17 protein-coding genes are annotated in these 20,051 nt (G+C 57.3%); 9 read left to right on the top strand and 8 right to left on the bottom strand.

What is annotated here, in order from left to right; all coding sequences use genetic code 11:
* Positions 1 to 220: 220 nt before the first annotated feature.
* Both DX909_RS06755 and DX909_RS06750 read right to left on the bottom strand, forming a co-directional pair.
* Entirely contained in the window at positions 221 to 3,052 is a 2,832-nt protein-coding gene (locus tag DX909_RS06755) for a hypothetical protein (RefSeq protein WP_128544390.1), read from the bottom strand.
* A 182-nt stretch (positions 3,053 to 3,234) separates the two neighbouring features.
* Positions 3,235 to 3,564: a DMT family protein gene (locus tag DX909_RS06750; protein WP_128544389.1), complete on the bottom strand. Its 330-nt coding sequence runs from the start codon at positions 3,562 to 3,564 to the stop codon at positions 3,235 to 3,237.
* Between the two features lie 56 nt (positions 3,565 to 3,620).
* Here DX909_RS06750 and DX909_RS06745 point away from each other — a divergent pair, with 56 nt between their 5' ends.
* The 9 genes from DX909_RS06745 to DX909_RS06705 all read left to right on the top strand — a co-directional run bounded on the left by DX909_RS06745 (position 3,621) and on the right by DX909_RS06705 (position 14,221).
* Positions 3,621 to 4,283 (top strand): endonuclease III domain-containing protein, encoded by a 663-nt coding sequence (locus tag DX909_RS06745; RefSeq protein WP_128544388.1) that lies wholly within the window; start codon positions 3,621 to 3,623, stop codon positions 4,281 to 4,283.
* A 327-nt stretch (positions 4,284 to 4,610) separates the two neighbouring features.
* Positions 4,611 to 6,797 carry a glycosyltransferase family 4 protein gene (locus DX909_RS06740; protein ID WP_310589836.1) on the top strand — a complete coding sequence of 729 codons (2,187 nt, stop codon included), beginning with the start codon at positions 4,611 to 4,613 and terminating at the stop codon, positions 6,795 to 6,797.
* A gap of 62 nt (positions 6,798 to 6,859) precedes the next feature.
* Positions 6,860 to 8,350, top strand: a complete 1,491-nt coding sequence (locus DX909_RS06735) for a glycoside hydrolase family 130 protein (protein WP_206512969.1) — start codon at positions 6,860 to 6,862, stop codon at positions 8,348 to 8,350.
* Between the two features lie 180 nt (positions 8,351 to 8,530).
* Complete coding sequence (locus DX909_RS06730; RefSeq protein ID WP_128544386.1) at positions 8,531 to 9,100, top strand: hypothetical protein; 570 nt, start codon at positions 8,531 to 8,533, stop codon at positions 9,098 to 9,100.
* Positions 9,101 to 9,130: 30 nt separating this feature from the next.
* On the top strand, positions 9,131 to 9,541 hold the full coding sequence (locus DX909_RS06725; protein WP_128544385.1) for a hypothetical protein: 411 nt from the start codon (positions 9,131 to 9,133) through the stop codon (positions 9,539 to 9,541).
* 133 nt (positions 9,542 to 9,674) lie between these two features.
* The gene (locus tag DX909_RS06720) at positions 9,675 to 11,342 is read left to right on the top strand and encodes an ArnT family glycosyltransferase (protein WP_128544384.1); all 1,668 of its coding nucleotides are present in this window, start codon (positions 9,675 to 9,677) and stop codon (positions 11,340 to 11,342) included.
* 9 nt (positions 11,343 to 11,351) lie between these two features.
* On the top strand, positions 11,352 to 12,311 hold the full coding sequence (locus tag DX909_RS06715) for a glycosyltransferase family 2 protein (protein WP_128544383.1): 960 nt from the start codon (positions 11,352 to 11,354) through the stop codon (positions 12,309 to 12,311).
* A 27-nt stretch (positions 12,312 to 12,338) separates the two neighbouring features.
* The gene (locus tag DX909_RS06710) at positions 12,339 to 13,259 is read left to right on the top strand and encodes a lysylphosphatidylglycerol synthase transmembrane domain-containing protein (RefSeq protein WP_128544382.1); all 921 of its coding nucleotides are present in this window, start codon (positions 12,339 to 12,341) and stop codon (positions 13,257 to 13,259) included.
* Entirely contained in the window at positions 13,256 to 14,221 is a 966-nt protein-coding gene (locus DX909_RS06705; protein WP_128544381.1) for an NAD-dependent epimerase/dehydratase family protein, read from the top strand. Before DX909_RS06710 ends, DX909_RS06705 begins: the two co-directional genes overlap by 4 nt.
* Positions 14,222 to 14,479: 258 nt before the next feature.
* Here DX909_RS06705 and meaB read toward each other — a convergent pair whose 3' ends face one another.
* From meaB to DX909_RS06675, 6 genes are all read right to left on the bottom strand, one after another.
* A complete protein-coding gene (meaB, locus tag DX909_RS06700; RefSeq protein ID WP_128544380.1) occupies positions 14,480 to 15,457 on the bottom strand; it encodes a methylmalonyl Co-A mutase-associated GTPase MeaB in 978 nt (325 codons plus the stop codon).
* The gene (locus DX909_RS06695) at positions 15,438 to 16,136 is read right to left on the bottom strand and encodes a 2-C-methyl-D-erythritol 4-phosphate cytidylyltransferase (protein WP_262707504.1); all 699 of its coding nucleotides are present in this window, start codon (positions 16,134 to 16,136) and stop codon (positions 15,438 to 15,440) included. Before DX909_RS06695 ends, meaB begins: the two co-directional genes overlap by 20 nt.
* A gap of 62 nt (positions 16,137 to 16,198) precedes the next feature.
* On the bottom strand, positions 16,199 to 17,242 hold the full coding sequence (queA, locus tag DX909_RS06690; RefSeq protein ID WP_128544379.1) for a tRNA preQ1(34) S-adenosylmethionine ribosyltransferase-isomerase QueA: 1,044 nt from the start codon (positions 17,240 to 17,242) through the stop codon (positions 16,199 to 16,201).
* 169 nt (positions 17,243 to 17,411) lie between these two features.
* A complete protein-coding gene (locus DX909_RS06685) occupies positions 17,412 to 17,783 on the bottom strand; it encodes a hypothetical protein (protein ID WP_128544378.1) in 372 nt (123 codons plus the stop codon).
* 103 nt (positions 17,784 to 17,886) lie between these two features.
* The gene (locus DX909_RS06680) at positions 17,887 to 18,519 is read right to left on the bottom strand and encodes a DUF3267 domain-containing protein (RefSeq protein ID WP_128544377.1); all 633 of its coding nucleotides are present in this window, start codon (positions 18,517 to 18,519) and stop codon (positions 17,887 to 17,889) included.
* Between the two features lie 5 nt (positions 18,520 to 18,524).
* Positions 18,525 to 20,018, bottom strand: coding sequence for an acetyl-CoA carboxylase biotin carboxylase subunit (locus DX909_RS06675; RefSeq protein WP_374755860.1), 1,494 nt, complete (start codon positions 20,016 to 20,018; stop codon positions 18,525 to 18,527).
* Positions 20,019 to 20,051 lie beyond the last annotated feature (33 nt).

Here is a 20,051-nt window from a genome sequence, read left to right as displayed (position 1 = left end):
AAAGATATAAACCACAGCCATAGCCAACTTATGAAAACCAAAAAGCACAGAATGGCCTCCATTGCGAACTCAGAAAGGATGCACAGAATCACAATCAAAATTAGTGGAAATGTAAATTTGGAATCATTGAATGTAATACTTGTGAATGTTAGAGCTGTTGTTAGAGCACTTAGCCTAAATTTGAGGTGTTCGTCCATCACAGGTTTCGAGTTTTTGTCTCCTAATTTTTATCACAGTTAGTGCTTATTGGGCCAATCAAATCATTGCCTACAGCAATTTTATCACCATAAAGACTTGAATTTTCCCGTAAGTCCTGACCTAAGTCTGCTGGATTTTTTCCTTCTCCCAATATACTAATTGATCCGGTTCCGCTGGGGAGGTTGAGATATGGCGAGAATAAGTTACAGACAAATGTTGTGCAATTATTGTTCACCAGATGATAATTAGGCGCACCAGTTCCCTTAAGTCCAGAAATTACGGTTCTAAATTGGTCCGCCGTTAAATCCACTTTAATTGAAACATCATAAGGAGTTCCACCATCATCTCCCCATGTGCCGGCAACATACATATTTGTCAATGAAGTTATTTCGCTCACCACATAAAAACCAATAATTGACCTCACCGTTTTTTTAGTATTTGAATTATACATCTCCAATCCGAAATAGGTATGTCCAGGCATTCTATATTCACGAGAAGTATCGTATGTTTTTCTTTTGCCGTTAACTGGCTGATCAACATACATTGTCATGCTGTATTTATAATTACTGCCATTTGGAACAGCCCCAAATAAGCAGTCAAGAAGCATTTTTAAATTTCGAATTGGAATATCAGGACCTAATAAAGTGTATATACCTGGCCGTTCGTTTTTATCTTTTGTATTACTGTTTTTACCGCCTGGACCATTGCTATTTCCATTATTTCCACTACTGCCACTACCAGTGCCTCCCTTGCTTCCTGATGTTTCTCCGATACCGGTGTCAGTGCCTTCACCTGGATCGCGGCCATTGCCTGAACCGCTACCGCTAATCTCCGGTCTTTTGGCAATTATAACCACATCGACGTCCAAAGTTCCTCCATCAACCGTGGGAGGAGGGTTCTTTCCTTTTCGGGCCGAGGAAAATTGGACACGATTCGTGCTGGAGACTGGCAGCGGTTCTCCGCTTCCGCAGATTCGAGCGGTTACAAATCCAGTTTTTGTTCCCTCTCCCCAATATTCCCATTCTGCATTGAAACCATGATAGCGGGCAGCCGGGTTGCTGCCAAAGGCACCTACCAGGTCCGGCCGATCTTCATTGGCCTGAACGGTGCCAATCTTTTTTCCATCGACGAAAATGTCGACCTTCACTGTTTTGTTGAAGTCACTTTCATCCAGCGCCCAGCCGCCGAAACCTCCTCCATCCGCCCTGTCCAGATACCCTCGGGGCCGACTGACCGAACAATTACCGGCCGGTTGGTTTTGCGGCTGGGCACTACTTCCCCCTCCACAACTAACGGTCCGGGGGCCGTTCATCAGCAGGTAGGTACTGCCCGCTACCCGCAGCTGCAACGAGAGGTTCTGGCCCGTTTTGACGCTCTCAGGCAGCGGCAGACTCAACCCGTGCCGCCCGTCGCCTTTCCCGGCATTCAGCAGGTCCTGCCGGAAATTACCGGCCAGGCCACGGGCCACCACCTGCCCGTTCGCCAGCAGCTCCACCGTCAGGGGCGTATTGGGGTTGTGGCGGTCATACACCCAGCCGCCCACACTGCCGCAGGCAGCCCCCTCGAAGAAGCCTTCGTAAGCCCCGCCCGACGGGTTGGTCGACGGCGAGGAGGTCGGATTGGAAGGGGTTGAAGGAGTCGACGAACTGCTACCCGCACAGGTGATCGTACGGGGGCTGTGGGTCAGGTTATAGTCCGTGCCGGCTACCCGCACACTAATTGCGTGCGGCTGGCCGGTTTTGAGCCCGGCCGGGGGCTCCAGACTGAATCCATGCCGGCCGTTGCCCTTACCGGCCTGCTGCAAATCGGCCCGGTAGGTGGCCGCCGGCAGGGTAGCCACCACCTGATTGCCGGCCAGCACCTCCACCGTCAGGGGTGCGTCGGGCTGGTGACGGTCGTAGACCCAGCCGCCGAGGCTCGAGCAGTCGGCCCCGTCGAGAAAGCCCTCATAGGCCCCACCCGAAGGGTTGGTCGGCGGGGGTGTGGTGGGCGTCGAAGGGGTGGTGCCGGCACAGGTAACGGTTTTGGGACTGCCCATTAGCGAATAGCCCGAGGCCGCCACCCGCACACTGACGCTGACGGGCTGGCCGGTTTTCAGGGCCGCCGGGGCCTGGAAGCCAAAGCCGTGGCGGCCGTCGCCCTTGCCCGCATTCAGCAGGTCCTGGCGGAAGGTACCCGCCGGCTGACTGGCGACCACCTGCCCATTCACCAGCAACTCGACCGGAAGCGGGGTGTTGGGCTGGTCGCGGTCGTAGACCCAGCCGCCGATGCTCGAGCAGTCGGCGCCGTCGAGGTGGCCCTCGAAGTTCCCGGCCAGCCGGCGGCCCCGGGCATCGGTCAGCGAGGCCGGGGCCGGTTCGGCGGAGGGCGACAGGCGCAGGGTCAGGCGGGTGGCTTCCACAAAGAGGCTGGCCGGGGTGGCCGAGCCGGGTCCGCGCAGCAGGCGGAAGGTGGAATGGGCGGGCCGGAAGACAAAGTAGCCTGTCAGGTGGTAGCTGACCGAAGGGCGGGCCGAAGAAAGTTCGGTACCGATCAGCTCGTGGTAGTCCCCGCCGGTGGGCACGAAGCCCTCGGGCAGCAGCAGTTTGAGCCGGAAAGCCGAAGCCGGCTCGAAGGTCTCCAGCAAGGTGGAGGATACGGGCTGATAGGTCGCGGAAATCGTCAGGGTAAAGACCTGGCCGACGGCGACGGTCTTGCGGTCGGCCCACAGCGAGAAGCGGATGGGGTCGTACGCTGATTTCAGAAGTCGGCCGGAAGGGGGCGGATTAGACCCCGAAAAGGCGCTCAGCAGGAGCAGCAGCAGGGTGAGCGGTAGTAGGGAAGAGAGGGTGCGGGATCGTAATGGTAAATGCATGCTCAATACTTGTATGTAAACACAAATACAAGTTTATAAGCAGAACCATATTACGACCAAGCATTTCGCCAATTATCTACCTGTATTGTCATATGTTTTTTCGGTAACTTCAAGTTAAAAACACTGACAATGGGGGCTATATGGGAGGGAAGTTTGCGTTCAATCAGAGGAGCAACCGATCATCACCACTTCTTGAACACGAAAAACACCGCCAGGAGAATCAGGACGAAGCCGACGATGTAGTTCCACTTCAGTTCCTCCTTCAGATAAAATACCGCAAAAGCGCAGAAGACGACCAGACTGACCACTTCCTGAATGGTTTTCAGCTGAAAGGCGCTGAACTGGTAGGAACCGATGCGGTTGGCCGGTACCGCCAGACAGTATTCGATGAAGGCGATCAGCCAGCTGATGAGGATGACTTTCCAGAGTGATTGCTCCTTGTAACGTAGGTGCCAGTACCAGGCGGTGGTCATGAACAGATTGGAAAGGACCAGAAGAAAGACGGTTCGCATATAAGAAGGTAAGACCAGAATGAAAACTATGGCGCGTTTTGGAAGGTTTAGGCTACATGAAGCCTGATTTTGACCTGACAAAGGTATTGAACCGAATCGAGGAAGCCATCCGTCCGTTTCCAAAAGCCGCCATGTTCGATCTGTTTGAACGAGGCTACAACAGCCTGTTCGAACAGCTGATCTCCTGCATCATCTCCATCCGGACCCTCGACGAAACCACCATCCCGGTTTCGGAGCGGCTCTTTGCCGTCGCCCGGACCCCCGAGCAGCTCCTTACCCTGGACGCTTCCACCCTGGCCGATCTGTTGTACGGGACGCAGTACCCCGAGCAGAAGGCCTATACCATGCTCGGCATTGCCCACCGGATCGTGGAGGAATTCGAAGGGCGGCTTCCGGCAGATTTTCAGACGCTTACCTCCCTGAAGGGCGTCGGACCCAAATGCGCGAACCTCGCCCTCGGCGTCGCGGAAGGAAAAGCCGGCATCAGCGTGGACGTGCATGTCCACCGCGTCACCAACCGCTGGGGTTACGTTCAGACGCGGCAGCCGGAGCAGACGCTGAAGGTGCTGGAAACCAAAGTTCCGGGCGAACGCTGGATCGACATCAACCGGCTCCTGATGCCTTTCGGAAAATACATCTGCACCGGCACCCTGCCGCACTGCTCGACCTGTCCGGTACGGGAATGGTGTGAGCAGGTCGGAGTTACCAGACACCGATAAATCAATTCGGTGCCTCGGTCGGGGCGATACGATAAAAAGGAGGAAAGCGGACCAAACAACCTAAGCCTGATTCCGGTTAAATCCTTGTACGGCATATATCTTCATTATTTCTCAGACAGGCAGATGAACTTCTGAGATTCTGGCACATTCAATCGTTTTCCTGAAAAAATTATGACCGCTTCAACGTTACATCCCACGACGCTTCACAGACACTTGCCCTCCAGTGTGGCATTTATAGGTGATTATCTTCCCCGCAAATGTGGGATCGCTACTTTTACTGCCGACTTATATAAATCATTTACAGCATTTTATCCACAGTCCTCGGCCATGGTCGTTTCCGTGAACGACGTGCCGGAGGGCTATGATTACCCGGAAGAGGTACGGTATGAATTTTACCAGAATGACCTCAATTCCTACAAAAAAGCCGCTGAGTTCCTGAATGCCATGAATCCGGAAGTAGTCTGCCTCCAGCATGAGTACGGCATCTTCGGAGGAACGGCGGGTAATTATATCCTGACGCTCCTCCGGAACCTGACCATGCCGGTGGTGACCACCCTGCACACGGTTCTGAAAAACCCGGACAAGGACCAGCTGATGGTGCTGAAAAGCATCATCGACCTGTCGGCGCGGGTGATCGTCATGACCGAGAAAGGCCGGCAGTTCCTGAAAGATATTTATGAGGTACCGGATGAAAAGATCGACGTGATCGCCCACGGCATTCCCGATATGCCCTTCGTCGATCCGCACTTCTACAAAGACCGTTTCGGCATCGAGGGCAAGCAGGTGCTGCTGACGTTCGGATTGCTCTCGCCTAACAAAGGGATCGAAAACGTCATCAAGGCCCTGCCCCGCATCGTGAACGAGTTTCCGAATACCGTCTACATCGTGCTGGGAGCCACCCACCCCAACCTCGTCCGGGAGCAGGGGGAGGTCTACCGCGACAGTCTCAAAAAGCTGGCGGCCGACAGCGGAGTGAAAAATAACGTCATGTTTTTCAATCAGTTCGTCGATCTGGAAAACCTGATAGAGTTTCTGGGAGCCGCCGACATCTACATTACGCCCTATCTGAACCCGGCCCAGATCACCTCCGGTACGCTTTCCTATGCGTTCGGTTGCGGAAAGGCGGTCGTCTCGACGCCTTACTGGCATGCGGAAGAGTTGCTGGCCGACGGAAAAGGAATTCTGGTGCCGTTCAACGACGCCGATGCCATCGCCGGCGGCATCATCAAACTGATGAGGGATGATCGGCTGCGGCACGGAATGCGGAAAAAAGCCTACCTGGCGGGACGAAAGATGATCTGGGAGCATGTCATGGAGTGCTATGTCGAAACCTTTCTGCAGGCCCGCCTTCAGCCGATTGCCCTGCCCGGCAGCCCGATTGCGGTTCCCGGCGGAAAAACGGGGGCCACCGTGGGCCATAAGCTGCCGGCCATCCGGCTCGAACACCTTTTCCGGCTGACCGATTCGACCGGAATCATCCAGCATGCCCGCTATCATCTGCCGCATTATGAAGAGGGCTACTGCACCGACGACAACGCCCGGGCGCTGATCCTGGGCATCATGCTGGAAGGAGCCGGTCTGGGCGAACGGAAACTGGGGCAGCTTATCGATACCTATGCGACTTTTCTGAATTATGCTTTCACCCAGGGCCGGTTCCGCAACTTCATGAGCTATGACCGGCGGTGGCTGGAAGACGTCGGCTCCGACGACAGCAGCGGCCGGGCGGTCTGGGCGCTGGGGGTCTGCGTGGGGCAATCGAATCATAAAAACCTGATTTCCTGGGCTATGCCGATGCTGCACCAGGCTCTGCCCACCACCCTGGAGTTAAGCTCACCCCGGGCCTGGGCATTCGGGGTTCTGGGGGCCTGCGAATACCTGAAACGCTTCCCCAGCGACCGGCTCGTGAAGACCATTCTGCACCAACTGGTGGATAAACTGGTGCAGCTTCATAAAACCTGCGCCACCCGTCGCTGGCCCTGGTTCGAGGAATATCTGACCTACGACAACGCCAAACTGTCGCACGCCCTGATCATCAGCGGAGAAACGCTCGGTGACAAATCGATGGTGGCTTTAGGGCTGAAAACCCTCGACTGGCTCGTCGATCAGCAGATTTCGGAGGGAGAGGAAACCCGCATGGGTCATTTCCAGCCGATCGGCTCCAACGGGTTTTATCATAAAGGCGGAGAAAGAGCCTATTTCGACCAGCAGCCTCTCGAAGCGCAGGGAACGCTTTCCGCCTGTCTGGCGGCCTTTCGCACTACGCAGGACACGACCTGGCTGAAACGGGCATCGAAAATATTTAAATGGTATTCCGGCCATAATGACCTCGGACTGTCGCTCTACGATCCGGAAACGGGCGGATGCCGCGACGGCCTGCAGGTGGACCGGGTGAATCTGAACCAGGGGGCCGAATCGACGCTCTCCTACCTGCTGGCGCTGACGGAACTTCACCTCGTTCAGAAACATTTATCCGAGATGGAAATTGCAAACACATCCATCTCCTTCTTAGTTTAGGGGAAAATGAGCCGATTGCTGAATGAAGGGCCTTCATTCAGCAATTCTTATATTCAGACCAAATGATTAAAGCAACCCGTACCGGCATCGTACTTCGGCCCGATCCGACCCGTGTTCTTTTCCGGCCTTTTGAACTCAGCAGCGGCACCCGTACCCTGAAGATCATCGCCCGCGTCAACGGCATGACGGAGGAGGAGGTAAAAAGTAAACTGGATGAAGTCATTCGGGAATTCGGAAGCCGCCATTACAAACTCGAACGCTTTTTTCTGAAGCGCTTCGACCAGATCAAATCCCAGCTCCTTACCGACGAGCCGCTCTCCTTGGAGCGAAAGCTGCTGCTGGGCGCGTATTTCACCATGGAATATTCGCTGGAGTCGGCGGCCCTGTTTAACCCGTCGATGGTCTGGCATCCGGATCAGAGCAACGTCCCGCCCGGCTTCAAACGGTTCATTCTCAGCCTGCGGGCTACGGGCGAAGGGCACATTTCCTCCATTACCTTCCGAATGGGTTACATCGACCAGGACAGCAAGATCATCCTGCGGAAACCGTCGCGCTATGTGACCTCCCCCGAAATCGTACCGAACCATACGTTCAACCGGAGCAATTTCGAGCGGAAGCTGTACGAACTCCGGCTTTCGAACCAGATCTCCGAGACGATGATGAGCGGTCTGGGCGACGAATTCTCCCTGGCCGAACTGGAAGACCGGCTCAAACGAATGCTCAACCAGTACCGGCACCATGCCGAGTATGAAACCATCGCCAGCGGCATCCGGACGCTCGCCCGCTCGAACTATGAACTCGATTTCGACGACGACCAGAGCCTCGACGAACGCTGCATCTTCCCGACTTCGCCTAACGAAACCAACGGCATTGAAGATGCCCGCTTCGTGCGTTTTGTCGAGGAGAATGGAGAAGTGACCTATTATGCCACCTATACGGCCTACAACGGGCAGGTGACGTTCCCGCAACTCCTTCAGACCAAAGACTTTACCCACTTCAGCATCAGTACGCTCAACGGCGCCGAAGTTCAGAACAAGGGCATGGGGCTCTTTCCGCGGAAAATCAACGGAAAATATGCCATGCTGTCGCGGCAGGACGGGGAGAACATCTACCTCATGTATTCCGAGGACCTGTATTTCTGGCAGTCGAAGGAACTGATCGTCAAACCGACCTATCACTGGGAGTACGTGCAGCTCGGCAACTGCGGCTCGCCCATCGAAACCGAAGCGGGCTGGCTGGTGCTGAGCCACGGCGTCGGGCCGATGCGGAAATATGCCATCGGCGTATTCCTGCTCGACCTCAACGACCCCGCCAAGGTGATCGGGCGGCTGAAGGAACCCCTGCTCAGCCCCGATGAAAACGAACGGGAAGGATACGTGCCGAACGTCGTCTACAGCTGTGGGGGCCTCATCAACGGCAACGATCTGATCATCCCGTATGCCATGTCCGATTACGCCAGCAGCTTCGCGACCGTCAACGTCAAAGACCTGCTGAACGAACTGACCGGCAACCAGGAGGCCGTCGAAGTCAACACCGAAGAAATCGCATCCTGATCCTCCATATTTCTTGGCGCCTTTGCCGTTCCGGCCGGATAGGTTATCTCCGGCCGGAACGGCAAAGGCGCTTTCCTGTTTTCGGACCGTTGGCCGGAAATTTCAACCTTTTGCCGGTTTGGTGGTTATACTTTTAACAAATCGGAGCCCGGTTGGGCCTCCGGAAAACGCCCTCAACGGATGAAAGACGAAACCGATAACGAGAAAGAATCATACGTCCGGCCGGAAGAATCCCGGATTACCGGGAAATCCGAAGGCCCTTACCGCAGCGACGGGACGGACGAGGATGTGTCTGCGTTCGACAACCGGCACCGGGAAGAAGTCGAAGACTCGGCCAGCGGCTGGGACAGCGTACAGATACGGGGGGCTCAGGACGGCCGGAACGACCGGTTTATGGGCAGCCAGGACATGGACGACGCCAACGGCATTCTGCGGTTTAACGACCAGGACTACGGCGACACCCGCGACGTGACCGACGAAGGAATGAATGCCGCTGCCGCCGGCGACGCCCAAACCAATACGTCGACGGTGGACGTGACGACGGCCGGGCCGGACGATTATGCCTCGGGCGAAGACGTTCCGACGCCGGAAGCCCAGCGGAAAGCCAAGGAGCAGGACAACGCGGAAACCCCCGGAGCCGACGACCCGGAAAACGGCCGGGAGCAGAGCAACTCGGCGGATTCGCAGGAACAACGTGACCACGATATGGCCCATACCGGCACGGATACCGAACACAAGCCGGTCTATTAATCATTCACTGACTATTAAACCATCAACGTTATGAGCCTTTCAAGCAAAGCCCGTAAGGAACGTACCGATTCCTATACGTCTCAGCGCAGCGATAACACCATGGGCAACCCGCCCGAACTGAACCAGCTGCACGACCGGGATCTGTCGGCCGAACTTCAGTCGAAACGGCTGGATACTAACGACTACACCCCGCAGGATATCATGCCGGTGGACGGGGAGCCGAATGAGACGGCCAATTCGTCCCATACGTCCGATCCGGTGGAGGTTTCCGACATCAACGCGGCCCGGGATGAGGATGCCGACCTGTATACCGACAAACTGATGGACGACGACGCCAGCCGCCGGAGTACAACTTATCCGCCGGCCGACGACAAGGTTCCCGGCGCCGACTGGAACCGGGATTCCGAAGACCGGGAAGTTCGCGAACTCGGCCATTCCTGACCATTCCGGATGCGTAGAAAAAGCCCGCCTTAAGCGGGCTTTTTCATGGATGCCGGATGAATAATGCAGGCGGGGGAAGGATGGATGGCAATTCCGTTCTACCTTTGTGGGATCATCCCACCCGTAGTGCTTCATGCAGATCGCTTTTTATCGGAAACCGGGTTTCTGGCAGCTTCTCAGTGTGGTGCTGCTGCTCCCGGCTCTGTTTTCCCACCTGGGTTACCTGCCGCTCGACACCGGCTCCGACGAACCCCGGCGGGCGCTCGTGGCCCTGGAAATGATGCTCTCCGGCGACTACATCACGCCGACCCTGAACGGACAACCCTATTTCAATAAACCGCCTTTATATAACTGGCTGATAGCCGCTTCCTTTCGGCTTTTCGGCAATTATTCCTCCTTCGCGCTTCGATTTCCGATGGCCGTGTCGCTGGTGCTGTATGGCCTGACGATCTACCTGCTGGTGAAGCGGCAGCTCGGCCAGCGCATCGGCTTTGCGGCCGCCCTCATGTTCGTGACCAATACCCGCATCCTGCTCTACGATTCGATGCTGGGGCTGATCGATACGACCTTCTCCTGGCTCACCTACACGGCTTTCATTTTCGTGTATCAGTTCGACCGGAAGCGGAACTACTGGGCGCTGTTTCTGACCACCTACCTGCTTACGGCTATCGGTTTTCTGATGAAAGGGCTGCCCTCGCTGGTTTTTCAGGGCCTGACGCTGCTGGCTTACTTCCTGTATACCAAACAGTTCCGTAGATTGTTCAGTCCGGCGCATTTTGCAGGGGTCGCCCTGTTTTTGCTCATCGTCGGCAGTTATTACGCAGCTTATTTCACCCGGAATCAGATTCCGCCCTCCAAAATCGTGTCGGTTCTCTTCGACGAGAGTGCCAAGCGGACGGTCGTGCATTTCGGAGTGGTCGAAACCGTCCGGCACCTGATCACCTACCCGTTCGAGATGCTGTACCATTTTGCCCCCTGGATGCTGCTGGTGGTGCTGCTGTTCCGGAAGGGCGTGTTCCGGCCACCGGGAACGACGACAGGGGAAGACCGCCATCCGGACCGGCCGCTGATTGCCGGGCAGCCGTTCGTGCTGTTTTGTGCGGTGACGTTTTTCGTCAACTTCGTTATTTACTGGTCATCTCCGCAGGTCTATGCGCGGTACCTGCTGATGCTGCTGCCGCTGCTCTTTACGGTTTTCGCCTACCTGTATTATGACCGGACCCCGCCTACCGACTGGCGACGCCGGTACTGGGAGCTGCTGCTCGGGACGGTGATGGTGGTGGTGACGCTGGGCACCTGGATCACATTTTTCCATCCCGAAACGAAGGTGATTCCCGGCTTGTGGTGGAAATGCGGTCTGACTTTCACCGGGCTGGGGCTGATCACCTGGCAGTATATGCGGCAGCCCGAACACCGGCTCGTCATCCTGATTGCCTTCCTGGCCATGTTCCGGATCGGGTTCAACTGGCTGGTGGTGCCGCCCCGGATCTACCACCGGCTGGAATACAAGGAGTCGTCGGAACACATCGCCCGGCTTTCGCTCGGAAAACCGCTTTTCGGTTATAAGCAAACCATCGGCTCCGACGGGCAGACCGACGTCAACAGTTTTCACATCGAAGCCGTCCGGGGCGAGGTGCTGAAAAAAACCGACCGGATCATTCCCGGTGCGCTCTATATCGCCGACTCGGTCAGCCTGGCCGGGCAGGACTACCAAACTCTTTCGGAATTTAACTTGTTTGACAGACATCCGGCCAAACTGGTCCGTTTCGAGCCTTCCCCGGCCGTCGGAAAAGCGAAATAATCGTCATTTATGCAACCGTACCTTTCCATTGTCATCTGTGTCTACAACGAGGAGGGCAATATTTTTCCGATGATCGAGCAGGTCGACCAGGCACTCACCGGCTACGACTACGAGATCGTCTACGTCAATGACGGCTCCCGCGACCAGACCCTGCCCGAACTGAAATCCGTGCAGAATCCCCGCCTGGTGGTGGTCGACCTCCAGAAAAACTACGGACAGAGCCTCGCCCTGGCGGCCGGCATCGACGTGGCCCGCGGCAAATACATCATCACCATGGACGGTGACCTTCAGAACGACCCCGCCGACATTCCGATGATGGTCAAACGCGCCGAGGAAGGCGATTTCGATCTCGTCGCCGGAATCCGGGCCAAACGGCAGGACGGGGCACTGCTCCGCAAGCTGCCCAGCCGCATCGCCAACTGGATCATCCGGCAGGCGTCCGACGTCCACCTGAAAGACTACGGCTGCGCCCTGAAGGTATTTCGTGCCGACCTGGCCAAAAACCTTGGGTTATATGGTGAACTCCACCGCTTCATTCCGGTTCTGGCCCACCTCGAAGGCGCCCGGATGACGCAGATGGACGTGCAGCACCACCCGCGCCGGATCGGCCAGTCGAAATACGGGCTGGGCCGGACGCTGAAGGTGGTCAGCGACCTGATCCTGATGCTGTTCATGAAGAAATACCTCCGCAAACCGATGCACCTCTTCGGCAACTGGGGGTTGATTTCGCTGGGCCTCGGCCTCCTGATCAACTTTTACCTGCTCATCGTGAAGGTACTGGGTCATGACATCGGCGGGCGGCCGCTGCTGATTCTCGGCGTCATGCTGGTTCTGGCCGGTATTCAGCTGATCACCTTCGGCCTCATGACCGAACTTCAGATGCGGACCTATTACGAATCGCAGGATAAGAAGCCGTATAAAATCCGGCGCATCTACCAGACCCCGGCCGTCGGGGTCGGCGTTTCCTGATCACAACCAAAAAGCCGTCTGTCCGGAATGGCCCTGAACTTACCATCGTATCTGAAAACCGCCGTCAAGGTGGTTCTTTCGGCGCTTTCGCTCTGGCTCGTTTTCCGGAAGATCGAGCCGGCTAAGGTATGGGCGGTGGTTTCGGGTGCGGAGGTCGGCTGGCTGCTGGTGGCGACCGCGCTGTTCGTGTTGTCCAAGGCGGTTTCTTCCGAACGGCTCCGCGTCCTGTTCCGCAGCATCGGCCTTTCGCTGCGGAGTCGGCCCAATCTGAAGCTCTATTGGCTCGGGATGTACTACAACCTGTTTCTGCCGGGCGGCATCGGGGGCGACGGTTATAAAGTTTTCCTGCTCAACCGCCTGACCGGCACACCCATGAAGCCGCTGGTGGCCGCCACCCTGCTCGACCGGCTTCTCGGCCTGCTGCCCCTGCTGTATGCGCTGGCGCTGTTTTCGGCGGTGGTGCCGCAGGTGAGCGAGTGGGTGGGGTTCACCATCAACTGGCAGGCGCTGGCCGCCATCCTGGTTCTGCATGTGTCGGCGCGCCGGCTCCTGAAGCGGTTCATGCCGCAGTTTCTACCGGTATTCAGTTCCTCGACGGCCCTCTCCGGGCTGGTGCAGGGCCTTCAGCTGGGCCAGATTCTGGCCCTGATGCGAGCGATGGACGTTAACGGTGACCCCCGGGCTTATCTGCTCGTTTTTCTGATTTCTTCAATCGTTGCCACGATTCCGTTTACCATCGGTGGGGCCGGGGCGCGGGAACTGACGTTTCTGGTCGGGGCCCGGATGCTGAACCTGCCGGCCGATGCGGCCGTGGCGATCAGTCTTTTGTTTTACCTGATAACGGCCGTCGTCTCGCTGACCGGTGTTGTCTACAGCTTCCGATCGGCTACCTTAGCGAAAGAATTAGGGGTGGAACGCCGGGAAGGGGCGAATCCTGTACGTTTATGAACATTTTACTCACCGGCGGTGCGGGTTTTATCGGATCGACCCTCGCCGAACAACTGCTGTCCGCCGGCCACCGTGTGGTTTGCCTTGATAACCTCGACCCGTATTACGACCCGCGGCTGAAGCGGGAAAACCTCCGGCAGGCGCTCGCTCATCCGGCCTTCCGGTTTCAGGAAGGCGACATTCGTGACCGCGAACTGCTTGCCGCCCTTTTTTCGGAAAATGCATTCGATGCGGTCATTCATCTGGCCGCGCGGGCAGGCGTCCGGCCGTCGGTGCAGGACCCGGCTTTGTATTACGACGTGAACGTCAACGGTACCCTGGCTCTGCTTCAGGCCATGCAGCAGGCGGGTGTGACGAAAATGGTATTTGCCTCGTCTTCATCGGTGTATGGCGACTCGGCGCGGATTCCGTTCGATGAAACCGACCCGGTCGACAAGCCGCTGTCGCCCTATGCGGCCTCCAAGCGGGCGGCCGAACTGCTCTGCCACACCTTCCATCATCTGTACGGTTTCGATATTTTCTGCCTGCGGTTCTTCACGGTCTACGGCCCGCGTCAGCGGCCCGAAATGGCGATCAGCCACTTTACGGATCAGATCCTGCACGGCCGTCCCATCAACGTGTTCGGCGACGGTTCCACCGCCCGCGACTACACCTACATCGACGACATTGTCAGCGGGATCCGGAAATCCCTCGAAAGCCTGAACGGGTACGAAATCCTCAACATCGGCGGCTCGGACCCCATCTCCCTAACCGGCCTGATCCGGGTCATCGAGCAGACCGTCGGACGCGAAGCCCTCATCCACCGCCTGCCCATGCAACCCGGTGATGTTCAGCGGACTTACGCTACCATCGACAAGGCTCGCCAAATCACCGGCTATGAACCCTCCGTCCGGATCGAGGAAGGAATCCGGCGGTTCGTGGAATGGTTCCAGGAAGGAAAACCGGAGCAGTTGGGGGTTTAGGAGTTTGTTCCTCCTGCCGGTTATCCCGCTTCTTTTGTCATCCCGCAGACTTGTCATCCCGCCCGTTTTTGTCATCCCGACGCAGGAGGACCCCAGTGGCATAGCACTCAGGGTGACCGGTCATTCTGCCATAAGATCCCTCCTGCGTCGGGATGACAAAAAAGGGGAGGGAGGACAAAACGAGCCGGAGGACAGAAAAGGGAGGGTAGGGAGAAAGAGGATGGCAATTCGGTATCGGGTAAACACTTTTGTTTTCCTTTATGCGGTAGGGCCGAGGAGTTGGAGGGCGGCCTGGAGGGGGAGGAGGTGACCGTTCCGAACGGCTTCTTCGGCGGCCCCGATTTTCTCATTCATTCCCGGTAGGTGATAGAAACGGCTTTCCAGGTGCCGGCGGATGGTGCTGTGCATCCATTCCAGGTTCTGTTCCTGCCGGATGCGGTCGTGGAAGCCGTTGCGGGTCAGCAGGCTCTGGTGGTCGGTGATGACCTGCCATAACTCCACAATTCCGCGGTTCTCCAGCGCCGAGCAGGTCAGGACCGGCGACACCCAGCCCGTCGGGGCAGGAGGGAAGAGATGAAGGGCGTTCTGGTAAAGCCCCTTTGCCTGGTCTGCCGGGGCGGTATTGGCGCCGTCGGCTTTGGTGATGACGATGGCGTCGGCCATTTCCATGATGCCGCGTTTCATTCCCTGAAGTTCGTCGCCCGCGCCGGCCAGCATCAGCAGCAGAAAAAAATCCACCATGCTGTGCACCAGCGTCTCCGACTGACCCACACCGACCGTTTCGATCAGAATGACGTCGAAGCCGGCGGCTTCACACAACAGCAGGGTCTCCCGGGTTCGGTTGGCGACCCCGCCCAGCGTGCCGCCCGCCGGTGAAGGCCGGATGTAGGCACTGGGGTCCATCGACAGCGTCTCCATGCGGGTTTTGTCGCCCAGAATGCTCCCGCCCGACCGTCGGCTCGACGGGTCAATAGCCAGAACCGCCACCTTCTTACCCAGGCCGGTCAGGTGTTTCCCGAAGGTTTCGATGAACGTGCTTTTCCCCACACCCGGAACGCCCGTGATCCCGATCCGCACCGAACGGCCGGTTTGCGCCATGATCCGCTCCAGCACCTGAAGGGCCGGCACCTGATCGCTCTCCAGACTGCTCTCGACCAGCGTGATGGCCCGGCTGAGGATCAGCCGGTCGCCCGCCAGAATTCCGTCGACGTATTGATCAGGGGTGAGTCGTTGCATGGGTCAGCATCCCTTCGGCCCAGATCAGATCTTCCGGGGTTGTAATCTTGATATTGTTGTAGGAACCGTCGATAAGTGTGATCGGAAAACCCGCATATTCGACGACGCTGGCACAATCCGTGAAAAAAGTCTGTTCGGCCGTCCGGAAAGCCTCCCGGAAGCGGTCGAGCCGGAAGGTCTGGGGGGTCTGAATCAGGCGGTATTGCGTGCGGTCCACGGCCTGGTTCGTGCCGTCGGTCCGAACCACCCGGGCGGAATCCTTCAGCGGAACGCAGGTGACCGCGCTGCCCGTACGTTCGGCGGTTTCAAAGCCGTTGCGGATAATGTCGGTTGTCACGAACGGCCGGACGCCGTCATGAACCGCCACCAGCCCATTCCCGGCCCGAATCTGCTCCAGCCCGTTCCGTACCGACTGAAACCGGCTGGCCCCGCCGGGCGTGATGTGCACGGTTTCGGTAAAGCCGTACTGACGGCAGAGAGCCTCCCAGGCCGGAATCTGGCCGGCCGGCAGCGTCAGAATGATTTCTAAATCGGTGGAATATTGCCGGAACCGGCGGATGGTATGCATCAGAATGGGCAGGCCGCCGATCGGCAGAAACTGCTTGGGGGTATCGGTGCCCATCCGGCTGCCGCTCCCTCCGGCGACGATAATGGCGAAATGAAACGGGGTAAAAGACAAGGATGGTCTGTTTAGTGGTCTGCAAACATAAACACTTGTCTTTTACCCCGGATGGTCGAAGGCTATAAAATCAGCATGGCGTCGCCGTAGCTGAAGAATTTATATTTCTCCCGGATGGCAGTTTCGTAAGCCTTCATAACCAGATCGTAGCCCCCGAAAGCGCTCGTCATCATGATCAGGATGGACTCCGGCAGGTGAAAGTTGGTCAGCAGGGAGTTGGCGATCTTGAATTCGTAGGGCGGAAAAATGAACTTGTCCGTCCAGCCCTCGACGGGTTTCAGCCGTCCGTTGGCCGATACTGACGATTCGACGGCCTTCAGCGAGGTCGTCCCGATGGCGCAGACCCGTTTGTTGTTGTCGAGCGCTTCGTTGACGATGTCGGCGGCCGGGTCCGTAATAATATAATTCTCGGAGTCGGTTTTGTGCTTGGTCAGGTCCTCCACATCCACCGGCCGGAACGTGCCGAGGCCGACGTGCAGGGTGATGGGCGCGAAGTGGATGCCCTTGATCTCCATCCGCTTCATCATCATTTTGGTAAAGTGCATCCCGGCGGTCGGGGCGGCCACGGCACCGATGTGCTGGGCAAAAATGGTCTGGTACCGGTCCCGGTCGGCGTCCTCGGTCCGGCGTTTGATCTCCCGCGGCAGCGGGGTTTCGCCCAGTTCGTCGATGGTCTTCATGAATTCCTCGTGCGAACCTTCGAACAGAAAACGGATGGTTCGTCCGCGGGAGGTCGTGTTGTCGATGACTTCGGCCACCAGATCGCTGTCGCCGAAATACAGCTTGTTGCCGACGCGAATTTTCCGGGCCGGATCGACCAGAACGTCCCAGAGCCGCATTTCGCGGTTGAGTTCGCGCAGAAGAAAGACCTCGATCTTGGCGCCGGTCTTTTCCTTGTTGCCGTAAAGCCTGGCTGGAAATACCTTGGTGTTGTTGATAACCATCACATCGCCGTCGTCGAAGTAGGACAGGATGTCGGAGAACTGTTTATGTTCGATGGTTTTGGTTTTCCGGTCAACAACCATCAGCCGCGACTCCCCACGATCGGGCGGATACAAGGCGACAAGACTTTGGGGCAAGTCAAATTTAAATTCAGACAGCTTCATACGGTCAAAAGAAACTCTCGATAGAGCGCAAGATTAGGTAAAAACAATAGAAGGAAACCAGGCATAACAGGTCGGTTGCTGGCTTTCCGGAAGCTAACCTGTTATGCCTGACTACTTGTCGGCGACAAATATACATTCTGGAACCCCCCTACCGCAACCTGTCGGCGATCTATTGCTTACTTTCTTCCAGGCCGATGGCCTGAATCGGCTTTACGGCGCCGTCCGTATTGACTTCCCGGCGTTCGGAGAGCGAAAATTTCTGCATCAGTTCGGAGGTTACCTCGTTGGCGTAGGTTCCCTGGGCGGAAACGAACACGCCTTTCATGCCGTTGGCCGTCGATATGGCGTAGAGCGTCATTTCATCACCGGGGTCGGAGGTTCCTTCAAACCGGTGAAACTCATCCACGTTGAATTCCTCGGTCTTCAGCTTCAAACCCGTGCCGGTTTCTTCCAGATAGTCCCGTTTGGGTCTGAATTCGTGTGTATATCCTTTTTCGCGGAGGCTCTCCATGGCTTCCGTCAGGGTTTCAAAATGTTGCATAACGTTGTTTGGTTTCTTTCCTATGAAACCCGGAAGCGGATAAGTTGTTTGCGGGACGGCAGCGATCGAAGCGAATAGATTCCGGATTTTTTCCGGCAAACGTTCAGGAGGAGCCGTTCCGAAAACCGTAGAAGAAGGAGACCTTGTTGTGCCGGTCGTCGTAGGTGGCCACCGCCCGATTCCGGTGGGCCGCAAAATAACTCAGCAGCCCAAAATCCCCTGAACAGCAGGCCGTATGGGTCAGAAAGATCCCGGCCAGCGCCAGCTGCCAGTAAAATCCGGCCATCGGCAGCAGCGCCAGCACGACGGTGCTGATCACGACGAAGGGAGCCAGGGCGACGATGAGGAATTCTCTGCGGTCGGCCACGAAACGATCCGCTACGGCCATGAATACCAGTTTTTTCCAGTCGGCATCGAAGGAAGTCTGCGTTGCCCCCAGAAGCCGGTAAGCCAGCGCGTGGATCATCTCATGGAGGGGGATCAGCCCGAACGTAAGCGCGATGCCGATGGACAGGAAACCGAAGGCGTCTCCGAAGTCGAATCCCGGCGACCGGGCCTTCAGGGCGAATAAAAACACCACCAGCCCGAACGCCATAAAATTGGCAGCGAAATAGCATACGGAATAAAATGTCCGCTTTTTCAGATAGGTCTGAATGAAAGGCACCAGTTCCCGGTGGTCCAGTCGTTCCATCAGAACATAACCGGCGGATTCGAGCTGATCGGGGGAGAGCTTCATGGTGCTCAGTGCAGACGGTTCTCTTTCCAACGGCTCCGGACCGGCTGCGCCCCGGCTTCGGCGGTTTCCGGCTTTGGTTTCCTCGTCTGCAGAAGCCAGGCCGCCAGCAGGGCCGCCAGACCGGCCTCGCCGGGGTCCGTTTCCGGAACCAGTTTCTCGGGTGTAAAATACCGGCTGACGAAATGGGTGTCGAACTGCCCGGAGCGGAAGGCTTCGTGTTCCATCACGAACCGGCAGAAGGGCAGCGTCGTCTGCACCCCGGTGATGCGGTATTCGTCGATGGCCCGAATCATCTTTTCAATCGCTTCCTGTCGCGTTGCGCCGGTCGTAATCAGCTTGGCGATCATCGGGTCGTAATAAATCGGGATCGCCATGCCCTGCTCAAAACCGTCGTCGACCCGGACCCCGTTTCCCTGCGGCCGCTCATAGGTGCTCAGCGTTCCGACGTCGGGCAGGAAGTTATTGGCGGGGTCTTCGGCATACACCCGCACTTCGATGGCATGACCGTTGATCGCCAGGGCTTCCTGTTTGATTTCCAGTGGTTTGCCCTCGGCGATGTAAATCATCTGTTTAACCAGGTCGATTCCGGTGATCTGCTCCGTAACGGGGTGTTCCACCTGAAGCCGGGTGTTCATTTCCAGGAAAAAGAAGTTCAGGTCGGCATCGACGATGAATTCCACCGTGCCGGCCCCATAATACCCGCAGGCCCGGGCTACGTCGACGGCACAGCGTCCCATTTCGGCCCGGATTTCCGGGGTCAGCACCGAGGAGGGGGCTTCCTCGACGACCTTCTGGTGCCGGCGCTGGACCGAGCATTCCCGCTCGAAGAGGTGAATGATGTTGCCGTGCTGATCACCCAGCACCTGAATCTCGACGTGCCGCGGTGAGGTGACGTATTTTTCGATGAACACCGAGCCGTCGCCGAAGGCCGAGGTGGCCTCGCTGACTGCCCGTGCCATCTGCTCATCGAAGTCTTCCTCCCGCTCGACGATCCGCATCCCTTTTCCGCCCCCGCCGGCGCTGGCCTTGATCAGAATCGGGTAGCCGATCCCGGCAGCGGTTTTCTTGGCGGCCGCCACGTCGGAGATGGCCTCGGGCGTGCCGGGAACCATCGGGATATTATATGCCGCAACGGCCGCTTTGGCCGCCAGTTTGCTCCCCATCACCTCGATGGACTCGGGGGAGGGGCCGACGAAGATCAGACCGGCTTCCCGCACCTGCCGGGCAAAACTGGCGTTCTCGGAAAGAAAACCGTATCCGGGATGAATGGCGTCGGCGCCCGTTTCGCGGCAGACCCGGATGATCGTGTCGGCCCTTAGGTAGGATTCGGAGGAAGCGGCCGGGCCCACGCAGACCGCTTCGTCGGCATAGCGGACATGGGGAGACAGGCGGTCGGCTTCGCTGAAGACGGCGACGGTCCGGATGCCCATTTCGCGGGCGGTTCGCATGATGCGGAGTGCAATTTCGCCCCGATTGGCGATGAGAAGCTTTCTGATCATGCACAAAAATAGATTTCCTGCCCTCACATTTCA

Source organism: Larkinella soli, from assembly GCF_003703975.1.
In the GTDB taxonomy this organism is placed as follows: domain Bacteria; phylum Bacteroidota; class Bacteroidia; order Cytophagales; family Spirosomataceae; genus Larkinella; species Larkinella soli.
Note: the sequence above shows the minus strand (reverse complement) of the source record. Positions and strands in the feature narration are given on the sequence as shown.

Excerpts from the sequence above, each read along its gene's own strand:
- DX909_RS06685 (WP_128544378.1), bottom strand. The coding sequence starts at position 17,783 with ATGCAACATTTTGAAACCCTGACGGAAGCCATGGAGAGCCTCCGCGAA.
- DX909_RS06715 (WP_128544383.1), top strand. The coding sequence starts at position 11,352 with ATGCAACCGTACCTTTCCATTGTCATCTGTGTCTACAACGAGGAGGGC.
- DX909_RS06725 (WP_128544385.1), top strand. The coding sequence starts at position 9,131 with ATGAGCCTTTCAAGCAAAGCCCGTAAGGAACGTACCGATTCCTATACG.
- DX909_RS06745 (WP_128544388.1), top strand. The coding sequence starts at position 3,621 with ATGAAGCCTGATTTTGACCTGACAAAGGTATTGAACCGAATCGAGGAA.
- queA (WP_128544379.1), bottom strand. The coding sequence starts at position 17,242 with ATGAAGCTGTCTGAATTTAAATTTGACTTGCCCCAAAGTCTTGTCGCC.
- DX909_RS06705 (WP_128544381.1), top strand. The coding sequence starts at position 13,256 with ATGAACATTTTACTCACCGGCGGTGCGGGTTTTATCGGATCGACCCTC.
- DX909_RS06735 (WP_206512969.1), top strand. The coding sequence starts at position 6,860 with ATGATTAAAGCAACCCGTACCGGCATCGTACTTCGGCCCGATCCGACC.
- DX909_RS06710 (WP_128544382.1), top strand. The coding sequence starts at position 12,339 with ATGGCCCTGAACTTACCATCGTATCTGAAAACCGCCGTCAAGGTGGTT.
- meaB (WP_128544380.1), bottom strand. The coding sequence starts at position 15,457 with ATGCAACGACTCACCCCTGATCAATACGTCGACGGAATTCTGGCGGGC.
- DX909_RS06750 (WP_128544389.1), bottom strand. The coding sequence starts at position 3,564 with ATGCGAACCGTCTTTCTTCTGGTCCTTTCCAATCTGTTCATGACCACC.
- DX909_RS06675 (WP_374755860.1), bottom strand. The coding sequence starts at position 20,018 with ATGATCAGAAAGCTTCTCATCGCCAATCGGGGCGAAATTGCACTCCGC.
- DX909_RS06755 (WP_128544390.1), bottom strand. The coding sequence starts at position 3,052 with ATGCATTTACCATTACGATCCCGCACCCTCTCTTCCCTACTACCGCTC.
- DX909_RS06730 (WP_128544386.1), top strand. The coding sequence starts at position 8,531 with ATGAAAGACGAAACCGATAACGAGAAAGAATCATACGTCCGGCCGGAA.
- DX909_RS06740 (WP_310589836.1), top strand. The coding sequence starts at position 4,611 with ATGGTCGTTTCCGTGAACGACGTGCCGGAGGGCTATGATTACCCGGAA.
- DX909_RS06680 (WP_128544377.1), bottom strand. The coding sequence starts at position 18,519 with ATGAAGCTCTCCCCCGATCAGCTCGAATCCGCCGGTTATGTTCTGATG.
- DX909_RS06720 (WP_128544384.1), top strand. The coding sequence starts at position 9,675 with ATGCAGATCGCTTTTTATCGGAAACCGGGTTTCTGGCAGCTTCTCAGT.